At 54.6% G+C, this 17,172-nt stretch carries 16 protein-coding genes; 9 read left to right on the top strand and 7 right to left on the bottom strand.

The window, feature by feature from the left end; genetic code table 11:
* Positions 1–131: 131 nt before the first annotated feature.
* The 6 genes from oppA to N438_RS00350 all read left to right on the top strand — a co-directional run bounded on the left by oppA (position 132) and on the right by N438_RS00350 (position 6,603).
* Positions 132–1,766 carry an oligopeptide ABC transporter substrate-binding protein OppA gene (gene oppA / locus N438_RS00325; RefSeq protein ID WP_008804413.1) on the top strand — a complete coding sequence of 545 codons (1,635 nt, stop codon included), beginning with the start codon at positions 132–134 and terminating at the stop codon, positions 1,764–1,766.
* Positions 1,767–1,851: 85 nt separating this feature from the next.
* A complete protein-coding gene (oppB, locus tag N438_RS00330) occupies positions 1,852–2,772 on the top strand; it encodes an oligopeptide ABC transporter permease OppB (RefSeq protein WP_002910089.1) in 921 nt (306 codons plus the stop codon).
* A 14-nt stretch (positions 2,773–2,786) separates the two neighbouring features.
* Positions 2,787–3,695, top strand: a complete 909-nt coding sequence (oppC, locus tag N438_RS00335; RefSeq protein ID WP_004145396.1) for an oligopeptide ABC transporter permease OppC — start codon at positions 2,787–2,789, stop codon at positions 3,693–3,695.
* 11 nt (positions 3,696–3,706) lie between these two features.
* Complete coding sequence (locus N438_RS00340; protein WP_004151853.1) at positions 3,707–4,720, top strand: ABC transporter ATP-binding protein; 1,014 nt, start codon at positions 3,707–3,709, stop codon at positions 4,718–4,720.
* Positions 4,717–5,721 (top strand): murein tripeptide/oligopeptide ABC transporter ATP-binding protein OppF, encoded by a 1,005-nt coding sequence (gene oppF / locus N438_RS00345; RefSeq protein WP_008804414.1) that lies wholly within the window; start codon positions 4,717–4,719, stop codon positions 5,719–5,721. The genes N438_RS00340 and oppF overlap by 4 nt, the downstream gene beginning before the upstream one ends.
* Positions 5,722–5,775: 54 nt before the next feature.
* Entirely contained in the window at positions 5,776–6,603 is an 828-nt protein-coding gene (locus N438_RS00350; protein WP_032730668.1) for an ion transporter, read from the top strand.
* Positions 6,604–6,666: 63 nt separating this feature from the next.
* Here N438_RS00350 and N438_RS00355 read toward each other — a convergent pair whose 3' ends face one another.
* Positions 6,667–6,996: an HI1450 family dsDNA-mimic protein gene (locus N438_RS00355; protein ID WP_002910079.1), complete on the bottom strand. Its 330-nt coding sequence runs from the start codon at positions 6,994–6,996 to the stop codon at positions 6,667–6,669.
* Between the two features lie 34 nt (positions 6,997–7,030).
* On the bottom strand, positions 7,031–8,491 hold the full coding sequence (gene cls, locus N438_RS00360; protein ID WP_008804416.1) for a cardiolipin synthase: 1,461 nt from the start codon (positions 8,489–8,491) through the stop codon (positions 7,031–7,033).
* Between the two features lie 143 nt (positions 8,492–8,634).
* Here cls and N438_RS27430 point away from each other — a divergent pair, with 143 nt between their 5' ends.
* Positions 8,635–8,808 (top strand): YciY family protein, encoded by a 174-nt coding sequence (locus N438_RS27430; RefSeq protein ID WP_023290120.1) that lies wholly within the window; start codon positions 8,635–8,637, stop codon positions 8,806–8,808.
* Between the two features lie 468 nt (positions 8,809–9,276).
* On the opposite strand, the gene N438_RS00370 is transcribed toward N438_RS27430, so the two are convergent.
* Positions 9,277–9,855: a YceI family protein gene (locus tag N438_RS00370; RefSeq protein ID WP_016161315.1), complete on the bottom strand. Its 579-nt coding sequence runs from the start codon at positions 9,853–9,855 to the stop codon at positions 9,277–9,279.
* 781 nt (positions 9,856–10,636) lie between these two features.
* On the opposite strand from N438_RS00370, the gene N438_RS00375 reads away from it, so the two are divergent.
* The gene (locus tag N438_RS00375) at positions 10,637–13,066 is read left to right on the top strand and encodes a glucose/quinate/shikimate family membrane-bound PQQ-dependent dehydrogenase (protein WP_116696008.1); all 2,430 of its coding nucleotides are present in this window, start codon (positions 10,637–10,639) and stop codon (positions 13,064–13,066) included.
* A 276-nt stretch (positions 13,067–13,342) separates the two neighbouring features.
* Here N438_RS00375 and N438_RS00380 read toward each other — a convergent pair whose 3' ends face one another.
* The gene (locus N438_RS00380; RefSeq protein WP_008804420.1) at positions 13,343–13,639 is read right to left on the bottom strand and encodes a YciI family protein; all 297 of its coding nucleotides are present in this window, start codon (positions 13,637–13,639) and stop codon (positions 13,343–13,345) included.
* Positions 13,640–13,849: 210 nt separating this feature from the next.
* Between N438_RS00380 and tonB the strand changes: the two genes are divergently transcribed.
* Positions 13,850–14,596, top strand: a complete 747-nt coding sequence (tonB, locus tag N438_RS00385; protein ID WP_022065331.1) for a TonB system transport protein TonB — start codon at positions 13,850–13,852, stop codon at positions 14,594–14,596.
* A 42-nt stretch (positions 14,597–14,638) separates the two neighbouring features.
* Here tonB and N438_RS00390 read toward each other — a convergent pair whose 3' ends face one another.
* From N438_RS00390 to pfkB, 3 genes are all read right to left on the bottom strand, one after another.
* Complete coding sequence (locus N438_RS00390) at positions 14,639–15,511, bottom strand: fructosamine kinase family protein (protein ID WP_012541366.1); 873 nt, start codon at positions 15,509–15,511, stop codon at positions 14,639–14,641.
* Between the two features lie 105 nt (positions 15,512–15,616).
* The gene (gene ghoS / locus N438_RS00395; RefSeq protein ID WP_008804429.1) at positions 15,617–15,901 is read right to left on the bottom strand and encodes a type V toxin-antitoxin system endoribonuclease antitoxin GhoS; all 285 of its coding nucleotides are present in this window, start codon (positions 15,899–15,901) and stop codon (positions 15,617–15,619) included.
* A gap of 92 nt (positions 15,902–15,993) precedes the next feature.
* Complete coding sequence (pfkB, locus tag N438_RS00400) at positions 15,994–16,926, bottom strand: 6-phosphofructokinase II (RefSeq protein WP_008804430.1); 933 nt, start codon at positions 16,924–16,926, stop codon at positions 15,994–15,996.
* Between the last annotated feature and the right edge of the window lie 246 nt (positions 16,927–17,172).

Genomic DNA, 17,172 nt, shown 5'->3' on the forward strand with positions numbered 1-17,172 from the left:
GTCGTAATAAATAAGTCGGTGATAGCAATCTGCCAATCGCAAACGCTCCTGCGTTGGACAGATCCCCGCAAACGGGAAAAAAACAGGCTGGTTAAAAAACCAGTAATTATAATGACTGGAGTTACAACACAATGACCATCATCACTAAAAAACGTTTGATCGCCGCGGGAGTGCTATCCGCACTGCTTGCCGGCAATATGGCTATGGCAGCGGATGTCCCAGCCGGTGTGCAGTTGTCGGATAAGCAAACGCTGGTGCGAAATAGCGGCGCTGAGCCGCAATCACTGGACCCGAATAAAATTGAAGGGGTACCCGAGGCCAATATTAGCCGCGACCTCTTCGAAGGCTTGCTGAATACTTCGCCGAAAGATGGCCACCCGATCCCTGGCGTAGCAGAGAGCTGGGATAATAAAGATTTTAAAGTCTGGACCTTCCATCTGCGTAAAGATGCGAAATGGTCTAACGGCGAGCCGGTTACTGCTCAGGACTTCGTCTACAGCTGGCAGCGTCTGGTGGATCCGAAAACCGCTTCTCCTTATGCCAGCTATCCGCAATATGGTCATATCGTTAACGTCGACGACATCATTGATGGCAAGAAAGCGCCGAGCGAACTAGGCGTAAAAGCCATTGACGACCACACGCTGGAAGTAACCCTCAGCGAGCCAGTCCCTTATTTTTATAAGCTGCTGGTTAACCCGGCGATGTCTCCTGTCTACAAACCGGCTATTGAAAAATTTGGCGAGAAATGGACACAGCCTGGCAATATCGTCACCAACGGGGCGTATACTCTGAAAGACTGGGTGGTCAACGAACGTATCGTGATGGAGCGCAACCCGCACTACTGGGATAATGCAAAAACCGTCATTAACACCGTTACCTGGCTGCCGACCTCTTCCGAAGTGACCTATGTTAACCGCTATCGCAGCGGTGAACTGGACATGACCTATAACCAGCTGCCGATCGAACTCTTCCAGAAGCTGAAAAAAGAGATCCCCAACGAGCTGCACGTCGACCCGTATCTGTGTACCTATTATTACGAAATCAACAACCAGAAAGCGCCGTTTACCGACGTACGCGTCCGTACCGCGCTGAAGCTGGGTCTGGATCGCGACATTATTGCTAATAAAGTGAAAGGACAGGGCGATCTGCCGGCCTACGGCTACACGCCGCCGTACACCGATGGCGCGAAGCTGAGCGAGCCGGAATGGTTTACGTGGTCGCAGGAAAAACGCAACGAAGAAGCGAAAAAACTGCTGGCCGAAGCCGGCTATACCGCGGATAAACCGTTGACCTTTAACCTGCTGTATAACACCTCCGATTTGCACAAGAAGCTGGCGATTGCCGCCGCCTCGCTGTGGCGTAAAAACCTGGGCATTGACGTGAAGCTGGTTAACCAGGAGTGGAAAACGTTCCTCGATACCCGTCACCAGGGCACCTATGACGTGGCACGCGCAGGCTGGTGCGCCGACTATAACGAGCCAACTTCCTTCCTGAATACCATGCTCTCTGACAGCTCAATGAACACTGCGCACTATAAGAGCCCGGCGTTCGACAAGATTATGGCTGAATCCGTAAAAGCGTCTGATGAAGCGCAGCGTACGGCAGCCTATGCGAAAGCGGAACAGCAGCTGGACAAAGACAGCGCGATCGTACCGGTCTATTACTACGTCAACGCCCGCCTGGTGAAACCGTGGGTTGGGGGCTATACCGGTAAAGACCCGATGGATAACGTCTATACCAAAGATCTTTACGTTATCAAACATTAATGGCAATACGTGGGGCGGGCCTGTGCTCGCTCCATCGTGTCTTATTTGAGAGCAGTGCAAAGGCACACGCCAGAAGGTACGGGCAATGTTAAAATTTATCTTACGTCGCTGTCTGGAAGCGATTCCGACGCTATTTATTCTTATTACCATCTCATTCTTCATGATGCGTCTGGCACCGGGAAGTCCTTTTACCGGGGAGCGCACCCTGCCGCCGGAAGTCATGGCGAATATTGAAGCAAAATACCATTTAAACGACCCTATCATGACGCAGTACTTCAATTATCTGAAGCAACTGGCGCATGGCGATTTTGGTCCCTCCTTTAAATACAAAGATTATTCGGTCAACGATCTGGTGGCCGCCAGCTTCCCGGTTTCTGCGAAACTGGGCTTCGCCGCCTTTTTACTCGCGGTGGTGATCGGCGTAGCCGCCGGGGTGATAGCCGCTCTGAAGCAAAACACCCGATGGGACTACGCGGTGATGGGGGTAGCCATGACCGGCGTGGTTATTCCGAGCTTTGTAGTGGCGCCGCTGCTGGTGATGATTTTTGCCATTACCCTGCACTGGCTGCCGGGCGGCGGCTGGAACGGCGGAGCGCTGAAATTTATGATCCTGCCGATGGTGGCGCTTTCCCTGGCCTATATCGCCAGTATCGCCCGTATCACCCGCGGCTCGATGATAGAAGTGTTGCACTCTAACTTTATCCGAACCGCGCGGGCAAAAGGGCTGCCGATGCGCCGCATTATTTTGCGCCATGCGCTGAAGCCGGCGCTGCTGCCGGTGCTCTCCTATATGGGGCCAGCTTTCGTGGGCATCATCACCGGCTCAATGGTCATTGAAACCATTTACGGCCTGCCGGGGATCGGCCAGCTGTTCGTTAACGGGGCGCTTAACCGCGACTACTCGCTGGTGCTGAGCCTGACGATCCTCGTTGGCGCCCTGACTATCCTGTTCAACGCCATCGTTGACGTGCTGTACGCCGTTATCGATCCGAAGATTCGCTACTGAAGCCGGAGTTCGCCATGATGTTAAGTAAGAAAAATAGCGAGGCGCTGGAAAACTTCAGTGAGAAGCTGGAAGTGGAGGGGCGTAGCCTCTGGCAGGATGCGCGTCGCCGCTTTATGCACAACCGCGCCGCGGTGACCAGCCTGATCATGCTGGTGCTTATTGCGCTGTTTGTCACCTTTGCGCCGATGGTGTCGTCGTTCTCCTACTTCGATACCGACTGGGGCATGATGTCCAATGCCCCGGATATGGCTTCAGGCCACTACTTCGGAACCGACTCCTCCGGGCGCGACCTGCTGGTGCGCGTGGCGATCGGCGGGCGTATTTCGCTGATGGTCGGGGTGGCAGCGGCGCTGGTGGCGGTGATCCTCGGCACGCTGTACGGTTCGCTTTCCGGTTATCTCGGCGGCAAAGTGGACTCGGTGATGATGCGTCTGCTGGAGATCCTCAACTCCTTCCCGTTTATGTTCTTCGTCATCCTGCTGGTGACCTTTTTTGGTCAGAATATCCTGCTGATCTTTGTTGCCATCGGCATGGTTTCCTGGCTGGATATGGCGCGTATCGTGCGCGGACAGACCTTGAGCCTGAAGCGTAAAGAGTTTATCGAAGCCGCGCAGGTCGGTGGGGTCTCCACGGCCAGCATCGTGCTGCGCCATATCGTCCCCAACGTACTGGGGGTGGTGGTAGTGTACGCCTCGCTGCTGGTCCCCAGCATGATCCTCTTCGAATCCTTCCTCAGCTTCCTCGGGCTGGGAACCCAGGAGCCGCTCAGCAGTTGGGGAGCATTGCTCAGCGATGGCGCCAACTCAATGGAAGTCTCGCCCTGGCTGCTGCTGTTCCCGGCGGGTTTCCTGGTGGTGACCCTGTTCTGTTTCAACTTTATCGGCGATGGTCTGCGTGATGCCCTCGACCCGAAAGACCGCTAAGGAGCGCTGCCATGACCATGATTGAAACGGCAAAGGCGCCGCAAGCGCAGAGTCACAGCGGCCTGCTGCTGGACGTGAAAGATCTCCGCGTCACCTTTAAAACGCCGGATGGCGATGTCACTGCCGTCAATGACCTGAACTTCACCCTGCAGGCGGGCGAGACGCTCGGCATTGTGGGCGAATCTGGCTCCGGTAAATCGCAAACCGCCTTCGCTCTGATGGGGCTGCTGGCGGCCAACGGCCGCATCGGAGGATCCGCCACCTTTAACGGTCGGCAGATCCTCAATTTGCCCGAGCGTGAACTGAACAAACTGCGCGCCGAGCAAATCTCGATGATTTTCCAGGATCCGATGACCTCTCTTAACCCGTATATGCGGGTGGGCGAGCAGTTAATGGAAGTCCTGATGTTGCATAAAGGACTGAGCAAAGCCGAAGCGTTTGAAGAGTCGGTGAAGATGCTCGATGCGGTAAAAATGCCGGAAGCGCGCAAGCGCATGAAGATGTTTCCGCACGAGTTTTCCGGCGGGATGCGCCAGCGCGTGATGATTGCCATGGCGCTGCTGTGTCGGCCGCGGCTGCTGATTGCGGATGAACCCACCACCGCGCTGGACGTCACCGTGCAGGCGCAGATCATGACGCTGTTGAATGAGCTTAAACGCGAATTCAATACGGCAATCATCATGATCACCCACGACCTCGGGGTGGTGGCCGGGATCTGCGATAAAGTGCTGGTGATGTACGCCGGGCGCACCATGGAGTACGGTCAGGCGCGCGATGTCTTCTATCAACCGTCACATCCATACTCTATTGGCCTGTTGAATGCAGTTCCTCGTCTGGATGCCGAGGGCGATGCGTTGTTAACCATCCCTGGCAACCCGCCAAACCTGCTGCGATTGCCGAAAGGCTGTCCATTCCAGCCGCGCTGCCCGCACGCCATGGAGCAGTGTAGCAGCGCACCGCCGCTGGAGTCGTTCGCGCCAGGCCGCCTGCGCGCCTGCTTTAAACCGGTGGGGGATCTGCTATGAACGCCGTAACTGAACAACGAAAAGTCCTGCTTGAAATTGCCGACCTGAAGGTGCACTTCGATATCAAAGATGGCAAGCAGTGGTTCTGGCAGCCGTCGAAAACGCTGAAAGCAGTGGATGGCGTGACGTTGCGCCTCTATGAGGGGGAAACCCTCGGTGTGGTAGGGGAGTCAGGCTGCGGCAAATCGACCTTCGCCCGCGCCATTATTGGCCTGGTGAAAGCGACCGATGGCAAAGTGGCCTGGCTTGGGAAAGATCTGCTGGGTATGAAGCAGGAAGAGTGGCGCGATGTGCGCAGCGATATCCAGATGATCTTCCAGGATCCGCTGGCCTCGCTGAATCCGCGCATGACCATCGGGGAGATTATCGCTGAACCGCTGCGCACCTATCATCCGAAGATGTCGCGTCAGGAAGTTCGCGATCGCGTCAAAGCGATGATGATGAAGGTCGGGTTGCTGCCTAACCTGATCAACCGCTATCCGCATGAGTTCTCCGGCGGTCAGTGCCAGCGTATCGGCATCGCGCGGGCGTTGATCCTTGAGCCGAAGCTGATTATCTGCGATGAGCCAGTATCTGCGCTTGACGTGTCGATTCAGGCTCAGGTGGTCAATCTGCTGCAGCAGCTGCAGCGTGAGATGGGGCTGTCGCTGATATTTATCGCCCACGATCTGGCGGTGGTTAAACATATCTCCGACCGCGTCCTGGTGATGTATCTGGGCCATGCGGTGGAGCTGGGCACCTACGACGAGGTGTATCATAATCCGCTGCATCCCTATACCAAAGCGCTGATGTCGGCGGTACCGATCCCCGATCCTGATCTCGAGAAAGCGAAAACTATTCAGTTGCTGGAGGGCGAATTACCCTCGCCAATTAACCCTCCGTCGGGCTGCGTGTTCCGCACCCGCTGCCCGCTCGCCGGGCCAGAGTGTGCGAAAACCCGCCCGGTACTGGAGGGCAGTTTCCGCCATGCGGTTTCCTGCCTTAAGGTAGACCCGTTATAATCTCAGGGGCTGACGCAGGTCAGCCCTTTTTTTTGCGAGGTTAACGAAGTGGGTATGCTTTCTGCCGCTCGTCTGCGGCTTTATCATTTACTTTTCGATCAGAACCGACGTTCCGGCCGCCGCTTCGAAGGGCTGTGCGGACTTTTCGCCTTGCTCAGCGTGCTGGTGATTTTTATCGAGTCGGGGCTGGGCACGCAATATCATCTGACATTAGATGAATGGCATGTTTTCGTCTGGCTGGAGCTGCTGGTGACCGCGGTTTTTACCGTGGAGTACCTGCTGCGTATCGCCACCTGGCCCAATCCGCTCCACTATATTTTTAGCTTTTGGGGACTGATTGACCTGGCGACGATTTTGCCGCTCTATGTGATGTGGCTGTGGCCGGAGATTAGCCTGAATTATGTCTTTGCCTGGCGAGCAATGCGAGCGATCCGCGCGCTGCGTATTCTCAAACTGTTGCGCTTTATGCCTTCGCTCAACGTGTTCTGGCGAGCAATCGTCAGTGCGCGTCACCAGCTGATTCTGTTCTATTCGTTTATCGCCATTGTGATGGTGATTTTCGGTTCGCTAATGTATTTGATCGAGGGGCCGGAGTACGGCTTTACGACGCTCAACGCCTCGGTCTATTGGGCCATCGTGACCATCACCACCGTCGGCTATGGCGATATCACCCCGCATACCCCACTGGGCCGCATTCTGGCGTCGATCCTCATCCTGATCGGCTACTCCATTATTGCGATACCGACCGGGCTTATCACTACCCATATGACCAGCGCCCTGAACCGTCGGCGTCAGCGTCGCCTGTGTCCGCAGTGTCAGCAGGGCGACCATGACGATAACGCCCGTTTTTGTCACGCCTGCGGCCATGCGTTGCCGAAATAAGCTGCCAGCATAAAAAAAGCCTGCCGGGTGAACCGCGGCAGGCTTTTCACTGGATAGTGAGCGTTATTCACGCCACAAAATATGACACAGCTTATGATCTTTTTCGCGGCACAGCAGAACACGGGCGAAAATGTCATTAATTTCCCCGCCATCGGTATCCGCCAGGCCAATCACCACTTCGGCGAAGAAATCTGGATTCAGATCGTAATCCACATGCTCTTCCCAGTCTGCGGACGGGTCGAACAGTTCGGCGCCCCCGCGCTCTTCAAACTGCAGGTTAAACAGAATGATGTCCGCCGGGTCGAGGTTGTCGGCCGCCAGCTCGAGGAAGATATCGTAAGCCTGCTCAAGCGTTTCGTCTTCGGTCAGGCGGTTGTTTAAATCCATATCCATGATTGCTACTCATTCGGTATCTGATGGGCACGTTTTACAGCAACGGGCTGAAGAAGTAAAACAGTCGCTCGACGATCCGCTGCCAGAGCGGTCGTTTTAGCCAACGACGGGCGTCAAGCAGGCGCGAACGCGAGATATAGTCATCCTGGACCGCCGCCAGATCGCTGCCAAAACCGGCGTCATCAATGACCAGCGTAATCTCAAAATTGAGCCACAGGCTGCGCATATCCAGATTCACCGTCCCCACCAGGCTCAGTTCGCCATCCACCAGCACGCTCTTGGTATGCAACAATCCGCCTTCAAACTGATAAATTTTGACCCCGGCCGCCAGCAGCTCGGTGAAAAAGGCCCGGCTGGCCCAGCCCACCAGCAGTGAATCGTTCTTGCGCGGTAAAATAATACTCACGTCGACACCGCGCTGGGCGGCGGTACAGATTGCGTGCAGCAGGTCGTCGCTGGGCACGAAGTAAGGTGTCGTCATGATCAGATGCTCTTTCGCCGCGTAGGCGGCGGTGAGGAGCGCCTGATGGATCAGATCTTCCGGAAAGCCCGGGCCGGAGGCGATTGTGTGGATGGTATGCCCGCTGGCCTCTTCGAACGGCATGATATTGACGTCCGGTGGCGGCGGCAGAATGCGCTTTCCGGTTTCGATTTCCCAGTCGCAGGAGTAGACGATGCCCATCGAGGTCGCCACCGGGCCTTCCATCCGCGCCATCAGGTCAATCCACTGGCCGACCCCCGAGTCCTGCTTAAAGTAGCGCGGATCGACCATATTCATGCTGCCGGTATAGGCAATATAGTTATCGATCATCACCATCTTGCGATGTTGACGCAAATCCATCCGGCGCAGGAACACACGCATCAGGTTAACTTTGAGGGCCTCGACGACTTCAATACCGGCGTTACGCATCATCGCCGCCCATGGGCTGCGGAAAAAGGCCACGCTGCCCGCAGAATCGAGCATTAGCCGACAGTGAACCCCACGACGCGCGGCGGCCATCAGCGATTCGGCGACGCTGTCGGCCATACCGCCTGGCTGCCAGATATAAAAGACCATCTCGATATTGTGGCGGGCCAGTTGAATATCGCGGATCAGAGCCTGCATCACGTCGTCAGATTCTGTCAGCAGCTGCAGCTGGTTGCCTTTTACGCCACCAATGCCCTGACGCCGTTCACACAGCTTGAACAGGGATTCTGCCACCGGGCTGTTATCTTCCGCGAAGATATGTTTGCAGGCTTTGAGGTCGTTTAACCACTTGGCCGTCGAGGGCCACATCGCCCTGGCGCGTTCCGCCCGGCGTTTGCCGAGATGCAGTTCGCCAAAGGAGAGATAGGCGATAATCCCCACCAGCGGCAGGATATAAATGATCAGCAACCATGCCATGGCGGACGGGACAGCGCGGCGTTTCATTAGAATTCGTAATGTTACACCGGCGATCAACAGCCAGTACCCCAGAATGACCAGCCAGTTCACCACCGTGTAAAAGGTTGTCATAGATGTAAAATCCTTTTGAATGACGTTATGTGATGAGTTTACGCATCAGTATTTTTCTGGCAAATAAAAACGCAGCGAAAGCGGTAGTCAGTTGCTGGCAGAGGTTTATAATGGAGGCTGTTTTCACTCGTAGAGTCGTTGCAATGAAGCGTAGTAGAACGGAAGTAGGGCGCTGGCGCATGCTGAGACAGGTGAATCGCCGTAAAGCGCGCTGGCTGGAAGCCCAATCGCGCCGCAATATGCGGATCCTTGCTATCAGGAAGGGACTGGTGAAACGGCAGCGTCATGCTCTGCTGTTTATTTTCCCCGACTGTTAAGCGAGCAGGCTAACGGCACCGTACGCGGTGCCGTTGTCGTTTTCTCAGCCCTGCGCTGTATTATCGTTATCATTGCCATCTTGACATCATTATTTTGCTCGACTGCGGTGCAACGACAGTTTGCGCCTGGCTTGCTTTCACGTCTCATTAAAATAGGTATGTCACGTTATTCCGGGCGGTTTGTTTCAGGCAGAACCTATTCCTGCCGCCACAGGAATTAATTGCCATGCAGTATTTATTGTTACCCAGACAGGAGCGGCGCTGTCGAATGCATGCCCACACTGGCCAGCAGATGCAGCCTGAAGTAAGTTGAGAAGAACGATGAAACAGGCGCAGTCAGATCATGGCGCATGAGGCTAAGCGTGCCGCTCCTGGTCTTAAATAATCTGCGCCTGTTTGTTTGCCTTTCAGAACGGTTGTTTGGATAACGCGCCTGAATAAAATGCACGCTATTACGCGTGCATTACTTTATTTTGCATAGGCTTCAGTGGATAAAGTGATGGTCACGTTATCACTTACCGCGGGCACATACTTATCAAGCTTGAAGTCTGAACGTTTGATTACCCCTGTTGCATCAAATCCAATCGCCTCTTTTTTCACCATTGGATGCATGTCCTGCTTATTGAGGGTTGCATGCAGAACTACCGGTTTGGTGATGCCTTTAATGGTCAGGTTACCTTCGACATCATATTTATTGTCGCCCTTGCTTTCCACTTTGGTACTCCGGAAAGTGGCCTCGGGAAACGTTTTGACATCAAAGTATTCTTTGCCTAAAAATTCATCGGTTAACGCTTTGACATGCGTGTCAATGGTTTTTACCGGCAGAGTAACGCTAACAGAAGATTTTTCAGGATTTTCTTTGTCAAAAGATAATTTCCCTGAAACATCAGAGATATAGGCGGTAGGGTTAGAGAAACCGAAATGATTCCAGGCAATCACCACCGACGTGTGCTGCGGATCCAGGTTATATTCCGTCGCCGCAGCTTGTGATACAGGGATATATAAGGCAAGCAGAGAAAGAAATACTGTTTTTTTCAGAACGTTCACAAAAAAGTCCTCAAAATGAGCAAGTACACAAAGGGTAGCTTAAAAACAGGGAAGTCTTATTGAAAACATTTGTTATTCCCTTTCAAAATTTTTAATCAAGCACGAATAACCCTACCGTAACGCAGCGTGAACTTTACGCAAGGCAATTAATAGAAGTTAAAAAATGATCATCGGCAATTTTAACCTGACGGTGAGATTTTTATTGGGCCATGTCAGGATATTGTGTGTGGTTATATCATTGCGGGGCTATTTTCCCTGGGGAGAGAAATCACCGCGAGCCTGAATGCAGGAAGGTTGTTTAAGACCGGTTCAGTACCTTGCGAAAACCGGACATTAATCCCCGTTTATTCCATGGCTTAATATCGGCAGGGAGAAATTACCCGCATCAACATGCTTATCCAGTCAATGTAAAAAAGAGCAATAACCATAAATTAGGCATTTATCCAATCTAATGTCGATGTGAAACGAATAAATGTCGATATATTATTCTGTGTTATTTATTTTTTGTAGTCATTCCCTTTTAATTCTTCCTGGCGTTTTTTTAGCTTTATCACAATAGTGTCGAGCAAAAAACAATCAATAAATAAATAAAATACAAGATCTTACATAACGGACTTACACAATTTATTAACAATTAAATATAATTCCCGACATCGATGCTTTATCGCCATTTTCTATCCCGGCATTATGCTTCATTTATGCCGTTTGGCTTACTGCGGGGAAAACATCGATAGTTAAATAAGAAATAGTTTTATTTCATGGTGTTATCAGGAGAGTTATTATGTCAGATACGAATCCCCGCTCATCCGGCTGGTTAGGCCTGTGGTGCCTGCTGGTCGGCGTGATACTGCTTGCGACAGGCCTGTTCTTTGTCATCGGCGGTTATAAACTGGTTTCCCTGGGGGGAAGCTGGTATTTCCTTATTGCCGGGGTTATTACCCTGCTCGCCGCGATTCAGTTTTTCCGCCGCAGGTCGTCCGCGGTGTGGCTGTTTGCTCTGGTATTCGTGGGTACCCTGATTTGGGCACTGTTTGATGCCGGCTTCGACTTCTGGCCGCTCGTTTCCCGTTTGATGGTACCCGCCGGGTTGATGCTGCTGGCGGCGGCCACCTGGCCTGCGCTACGTAAGCATGAAGGAAAGCCTTACAGCACCAAAGGGGTATGGGGGGTCTGCGTTGTTCTGGTTATCGCCATGGGCGTCACCTTTGTTCAGATGTTTCAGCCCCATCCCACAGTGGCGTTCAGCGGCGAGAAATTACCGCTGGTGCCGGTAAAAGAAGACGCTAAACAGCAAAACTGGGACCACTACGGCAATACTGCCGGCGGTAGCCGCTTTGTGGCGTTGGACCAGATCACGCGTGACAATGTAAAAAACCTGAAACCCGTCTGGACCTTCCATACTGGCGACACCCCGTTAAGCCCGGATGGCAATGGCGCAGAAGATCAGCAAACACCGCTGCAGGTAGGCGATCGTGTTTTCCTCTGTACCCCGCATAACAATGTGATCGCCGTCGATGCCGATAGTGGAAAAGAGATCTGGAGAGCGGAAATTAATGCGAAATCCGCCATCTGGATGCGCTGCCGAGGCCTGGCGTATTTTGATGCGACGAAGCCACTGACGCAGCCCACTGTGGCAGGCTCCTCCCCGGTTCTGCCGGCACAGGTCGCGCCAGGTGCAGCATGCCAGCGTCGCATCCTGATGAATACGATTGATGACAGATTGATCGCCTTAGACGCAGATAACGGCCAATTCTGCCCGGACTTCGGGACGAACGGCAGCGTGAATCTGCGGGAAGGGATGGGCGCTGCGGCAGATCCAAGCTATGTGTTGACTTCAGCCCCGACGCTGGCTGGCACCACGGTGGTGGTTGGAGGCCGCGTGGCGGATAACGTCAGTACTGACATGCCTGGCGGCGTGGTGCGCGGTTATGACGTGATTACCGGCCAGCAGCGCTGGGCATTTGATCCGCGTAATCCGGATCCCAATCATGTTCTGCAACCGGGGGAACATTACAAACGCAGTTCCGCTAACTCCTGGGCGCCCATGTCATGGGATGCGTCGATGAATACCCTCTTTATTCCGATGGGGAGCTCCTCTGTTGACCTGTGGGGCGCGGACCGTATTCAGGGCGATCACAAATACGCCACTTCAATCCTGGCGCTGGATGCGACCACCGGGAAAGAGAAGTGGGTATACAAGACCGTGCGTAACGATCTGTGGGACTTCGATGTCCCGATGCAGCCAAGCCTGGTCGATTTCCCGACCAAAGAGGGCAACAAACCCGCCGTGGTGGTGGGGACCAAAGCGGGTCAAATCTATGTACTTGATCGCCTGACGGGTCAACCGCTTACCGAAGTGAAAGAGGTCCCGGTGAAACCGGCTGATATCCCAAATGAACAATATCCGGCGACGCAGCCGCGCTCTGTTGGGATGCCGCAGATTGGGGCGGAAACCCTGAAAGAATCTGATATGTGGGGGGCAACGCCGTTTGATCAGCTGGTCTGTCGTATCAGCTTCAAATCGATGCGTTATGACGGGCTGTACACCATGCCGGGGACCGATGTTTCCCTCAGCTTCCCGGGCTCTTTGGGAGGAATGAACTGGGGCAGCCTGTCTACCGATCCGAACAACCACTATATCTTCGTCAATGATATGCGTCTGGGTCTGTGGGTGCAGCTGATTAAGCAGGATCCACAAAGCGCGGTGGCTAACACCGGTGGTGAAGCGGTGAACGCCGGGATGGGGGCGGTCCCGATGAAAGGAACACCGTACTCGGTCAACAAAAACCGTTTCATGTCGCCGCTGGGGATCCCATGTCAGAAACCGCCGTTTGGTACGCTGTCCGCGATTGACCTGAAAACACAGAAAATCGTCTGGCAGGTGCCGGTCGGTACCGTCCAGGATACCGGTCCGTTTGGCATAAAAATGCGTGCTCAGATGCCGATCGGTATGCCGACGCTGGGTGGAACCCTGGCAACTCAGGGCGGCCTGGTGTTCATTGCCGGAACCCAGGACTACTACCTGCGCGCCTTCGATTCATCTACGGGTGAAGAAGTCTGGAAAGCCCGTCTTCCGGTAGGAAGCCAGGGGGGACCCATCAGCTATGTTTCGCCGAAGACCGGCAAACAATACATTTTGATTTCCGCCGGTGGAGCCCGCCAGTCGCCGGATCGCGGTGACTACGTGATTGCCTATGCGCTCGATAAGTAACAGATAATTGGATCAGCGATAACGATCAGAGGCCCCCGCCGGACAGCGGGGGCTTTTGATATTAATGCATGGATGGTGTGGCGTTGTGTTAGGCGACGATGTTGAGGCAGGAGAGGGGATCTGACCCTGTACAGGACATGTCAGTGAGAGAACAGCCAAACTTTTCGCGTGATGGAAAAGGGCGGCATTTTAATGTTGTGTACCAAAATGCGCCCTTTAATCTGATGGCCTGGTGTCTTTTTTATGGCTAACCAGAAAAATAGCAGGGAATATTTATCAAAACACTTTCTTATAAGGCTTAACAGAGACCTGGCGGTAGACGCCAGCCGCAATATACGGATCATCATTGGCCCAGGACTGCGCCGCTTCCAGCGACTCAAACTCGGCAATCACCGTTGAGCCGCTGAACCCTGCTGCGCCCGGTTCGTTGCTGTCAACGGCCGGCATTGGCCCGGCGGTAAGCAGCCGGCCTTCATCGTGTAAGAGTTGCAGACGCGCGAGATGCGCAGGGCGAACCGAGAGCCGCTTTTCCAGAGAATCGGCGATATCTTCAGCGTAGATAACGTAAAGCACGGCAAAGCTCCTTATCAATAATCAGGCGAATTACGTTAAGTTAAACCGCCTTGGACTGCAATGCAAAGATGCATACCGGTGTCGAATGCGCTGCCGACGCGGCTTTTTTCTGCAAATGGTGGCAAAAATTGACTCAGGTTAAGACGCCTTATTGAATATGATTGCTATTTGCATTTAAAATCGGAGCATCATTTTTCAACAGAAACGACTATGAGCGCAATGACCCTTGATTTACCTCGCCGCTTCCCGTGGCCAACGCTGCTGTCCGTGGCTATCCACGGTGCCGTTGTGGCGGGGCTGCTTTATACCTCGGTACATCAGGTTATTGAACAGCCTTCTCCGACGCAGCCGATTGAGATTACGATGGTCGCGCCGGCCGATCTTGAGCCGCCCCCGGCGGCACAGCCAGTCGTGGAACCCGTTGTCGAACCTGATCCTGAGCCGGAACCCGAGGTGGTGCCTGAACCGCCGAAAGAGGCGCCGGTGGTGATCCATAAACCGGAACCGAAGCCGAAGCCTAAACCCAAACCGAAACCCAAGCCGGAGAAAAAGGTTGAGCAGCCGAAGCGGGACGTGAAGCCGGCAGCAGAGCCGCGTCCGGCCTCGCCGTTTGAAAACAACAACACGACGCCAGCGCGCACCGCGCCAAGCACCTCGACCGCGGCCGCCAAACCCACCGTTACTGCCCCGAGCGGCCCGCGGGCGATCAGCCGTGTCCAGCCGACCTATCCGGCCCGCGCCCAGGCGCTGCGCATCGAAGGGACGGTACGGGTGAAGTTTGACGTGACGCCAGATGGCCGAATCGACAACCTACAGATCCTCTCTGCCCAGCCGGCCAATATGTTTGAGCGCGAAGTGAAAAGCGCGATGCGCAGATGGCGTTACGAGCAGGCAAGACCGGGAACCGGCGTGACGATGACTATCAAATTCCGTCTGAGTGGGGTCGAGATCAACTGATAATGCGTTGCGGCGGACCCCCTGGTCCGCCGTGAGTCTTGTCTAACGCGTTTTTTCCGTCAATACATCGTCCAGCGCCTGCTGGACCGTCACCAGGTGCTGGCCACCAAACAAAATCGCCCGGTTCAGCAGGGTGTACAGCTGATAGATGGGCTGGCGATCGAGAAAACCTGCTGGCAGCGGTGAAACGGACTGGTAGCCGTCATAGATCTGCGGCGGTTGTTCCGGGTGCATCGGCAGCATGGCTAAATCGCACTCGCGATCGCCCCAGTAGCAGGCCGGATCGAAGATATAGGGGCCATCTGGTCCTAAGGCGCAGTTACCGGACCACAGGTCACCATGGAGCAGTGAAGGTTGCGGCTGATGGTTGGCCAGCCGCTGCTGAACCACATCGACTAAGGTATCGATATCGCCAAAGTGCAGCCCTTTCTCCGCCGCCAGCTCCAGTTGCCAGCCGATACGCTGCTCGGCAAAGAACACCGACCAGCGACGCTGCCAGGCGTTGGGCTGCGGCGTGGTGGAAAGATCGTTGTCGAAATCCAGACCAAACTGCGGCTGATCGCTCCACTGATGCAGATGCGCTAACTGCTGGCCGAGCAGGAAGGCATTATGCGCATCCAGCGGACGGGGAGGGAGGTATTCCATGACCACAAAACTGTAGTCACGGTCGCTGCCGACCGCATAGACCTGCGGCACGCGAACGGTTTTGCTTCGCGACAGCAGTTCCAGCTGATCGGCCTCGGCGGTGAAGATGGGCAGAAGCTCACGTTCGTCGCATTTCACGAAGTAATCTTTCCCGCCGAAGCGTAAATGCCAGGCCGAATGGATTTCCCCACCGGGCAGCTCGGTTTTCAGTTCGATTTCAGCGTTTTCGGAATGCCAATCGCGTAAAAGTGTACTGATTGCTTGCCACATGCTGTCTCTCCCCATGTTTTCCACCATATCATAAGGTTAGCGCACTGCTACCGGGTAAACCTGGAACTGACGCACAACTGACGCTTTCCGTTGCGTTAAACGCACTTATTGAGCTTTTAACCACTCGGCGAATGTGCTGACCGTAATCTCTGCCGGGCGGCCCAGAGCTGATTCCGCCAGCCCTGCGCTGAGGGCCTTAACTTCATCAGCATCCTGGGCGCTGAGCAGGCCAAAGGTGTTCGTCCCCAGCTCATGGGGATTGCCGTCTTCATCATTGAGCGTCAGTACGAACCCGGCGCGGGTAAAGTGGTTGCTGACCTCGTTGATCTCCGTCAGCGCCTGTTCGTGAAAGGTGACGCTGACGACCCAGGCGGTTATCTCATTGCTCATCTCTACACCCCATTGTTATCCATAGCCTTTCCAGCATAGACCATCCAGCCAATATCGTGGCTCCCTCCGCCAGCGCGGAGGGGCAGGGAAGATCAGCGACCGCAGAGATAATCGTAGATTTTTTGCGTATTGGCCTGCGAGCAGAGACGGGTGCCCTGATTGATTGTCGCGGCGCTACCGGCAGCGACGCCAAAGCGAACCATATCTTCCAGCCCGGCGTTTTCCGCCAGACGCAGGGTCATGGCGCCCACCATGCTGTCGCCGGCGCCGACGGTGCTCTGGCTTTTCATCGGCGGCGGCACCACCTGAACGCTGCCGCTGGCGTCAACGCCTAACGCCCCCTGCGGCCCGAGCGAAACCACCACCCGGCGTACTTTACCGGACTGGATCAACGACTGGGCGGCAAGGCGTACGTCATCGGGTTGGCTCAGATCGCGCTGTACGAGGGCGCTGAGCTCTTTCTGGTTCGGCTTCACCAGCTCAATATTGCCGACGTCCAGCGCCGCAGCCAGCGCGTCGCCGGAGCTGTCGATAATGCAGCGCAGTCCCTGCTGTTGCGCATTTTTCACCAGTTGCATCAGGTTTTCGACGCTGATACCTGGCGGCAGGCTGCCGCTTACCACCAGCAGTGAGCCGGGTTCGATAGTCAGGACTTTCTCTTCCAGCCGACGGAACTCATCATCCGTCAGCGCTGCGCCGGGCATGACAAAACGATATTGTTCGCCGCTGGCGGCCACGTGAACGTGCAGGTTTTGCCGCGTCCAGTCGCGGGTTTCGACGGTCTCGACCGGCACCTGCTCATCGGCCAGCAGGGCTGCTAAGTGCTCGCCGGTGGCGCCGCCAACCGGGAAAATGGCGGTGGCTTTGCCGCCAAGAAAGGTCACGGCACGGGCAACGTTGATCCCGCCGCCGCCGGGCTCAAATACTGGCGCGCTGCAGCGGAGTTTACCTTCGGGATAAATCTGTGGGGTCTGCGTGGCGCTATCCAGCGAGGGGGCCAGCGTTAACGTATAAATTTTGGTCATTCCTTCTCCTCCTTAATACGGCGACTGTGCTTTATTTAAGCATGGCACGATGGCTCCGGGAGGGAAAGTGATGTTCCTGAGAGATTTGCAAAGAAGCCTGTATTTTCATTATGAAATAAAGATTGTTTCCGGAGCTGTCTTATTCAAAAAACGAAAGAGTAAGTGATTGCTATGTTATTCGTGCTTTTTTATAATTTGCTACCTTTCTTAGGACCTGCACACCGCGATCCTCGCGAAAGTTTCCGG

Source organism: Klebsiella sp. GL120222-02 (assembly GCF_003097195.1).
GTDB lineage: Bacteria > Pseudomonadota > Gammaproteobacteria > Enterobacterales > Enterobacteriaceae > Klebsiella > Klebsiella variicola.

Bases quoted from the DNA above. Each gene is read 5' to 3' on its own strand.
- cls (WP_008804416.1), bottom strand. From the start codon at position 8,491: ATGACAACCTTTTACACGGTGGTGAACTGGCTGGTCATTCTGGGGTAC.
- N438_RS00375 (WP_116696008.1), top strand. From the start codon at position 10,637: ATGTCAGATACGAATCCCCGCTCATCCGGCTGGTTAGGCCTGTGGTGC.
- N438_RS00390 (WP_012541366.1), bottom strand. From the start codon at position 15,511: ATGTGGCAAGCAATCAGTACACTTTTACGCGATTGGCATTCCGAAAAC.
- N438_RS27430 (WP_023290120.1), top strand. From the start codon at position 8,635: ATGAAGCGTAGTAGAACGGAAGTAGGGCGCTGGCGCATGCTGAGACAG.
- ghoS (WP_008804429.1), bottom strand. From the start codon at position 15,901: ATGAGCAATGAGATAACCGCCTGGGTCGTCAGCGTCACCTTTCACGAA.
- oppB (WP_002910089.1), top strand. From the start codon at position 1,852: ATGTTAAAATTTATCTTACGTCGCTGTCTGGAAGCGATTCCGACGCTA.
- oppA (WP_008804413.1), top strand. From the start codon at position 132: ATGACCATCATCACTAAAAAACGTTTGATCGCCGCGGGAGTGCTATCC.
- tonB (WP_022065331.1), top strand. From the start codon at position 13,850: ATGAGCGCAATGACCCTTGATTTACCTCGCCGCTTCCCGTGGCCAACG.
- N438_RS00355 (WP_002910079.1), bottom strand. From the start codon at position 6,996: ATGGATATGGATTTAAACAACCGCCTGACCGAAGACGAAACGCTTGAG.
- oppC (WP_004145396.1), top strand. From the start codon at position 2,787: ATGATGTTAAGTAAGAAAAATAGCGAGGCGCTGGAAAACTTCAGTGAG.
- pfkB (WP_008804430.1), bottom strand. From the start codon at position 16,926: ATGACCAAAATTTATACGTTAACGCTGGCCCCCTCGCTGGATAGCGCC.
- oppF (WP_008804414.1), top strand. From the start codon at position 4,717: ATGAACGCCGTAACTGAACAACGAAAAGTCCTGCTTGAAATTGCCGAC.
- N438_RS00350 (WP_032730668.1), top strand. From the start codon at position 5,776: ATGCTTTCTGCCGCTCGTCTGCGGCTTTATCATTTACTTTTCGATCAG.
- N438_RS00340 (WP_004151853.1), top strand. From the start codon at position 3,707: ATGACCATGATTGAAACGGCAAAGGCGCCGCAAGCGCAGAGTCACAGC.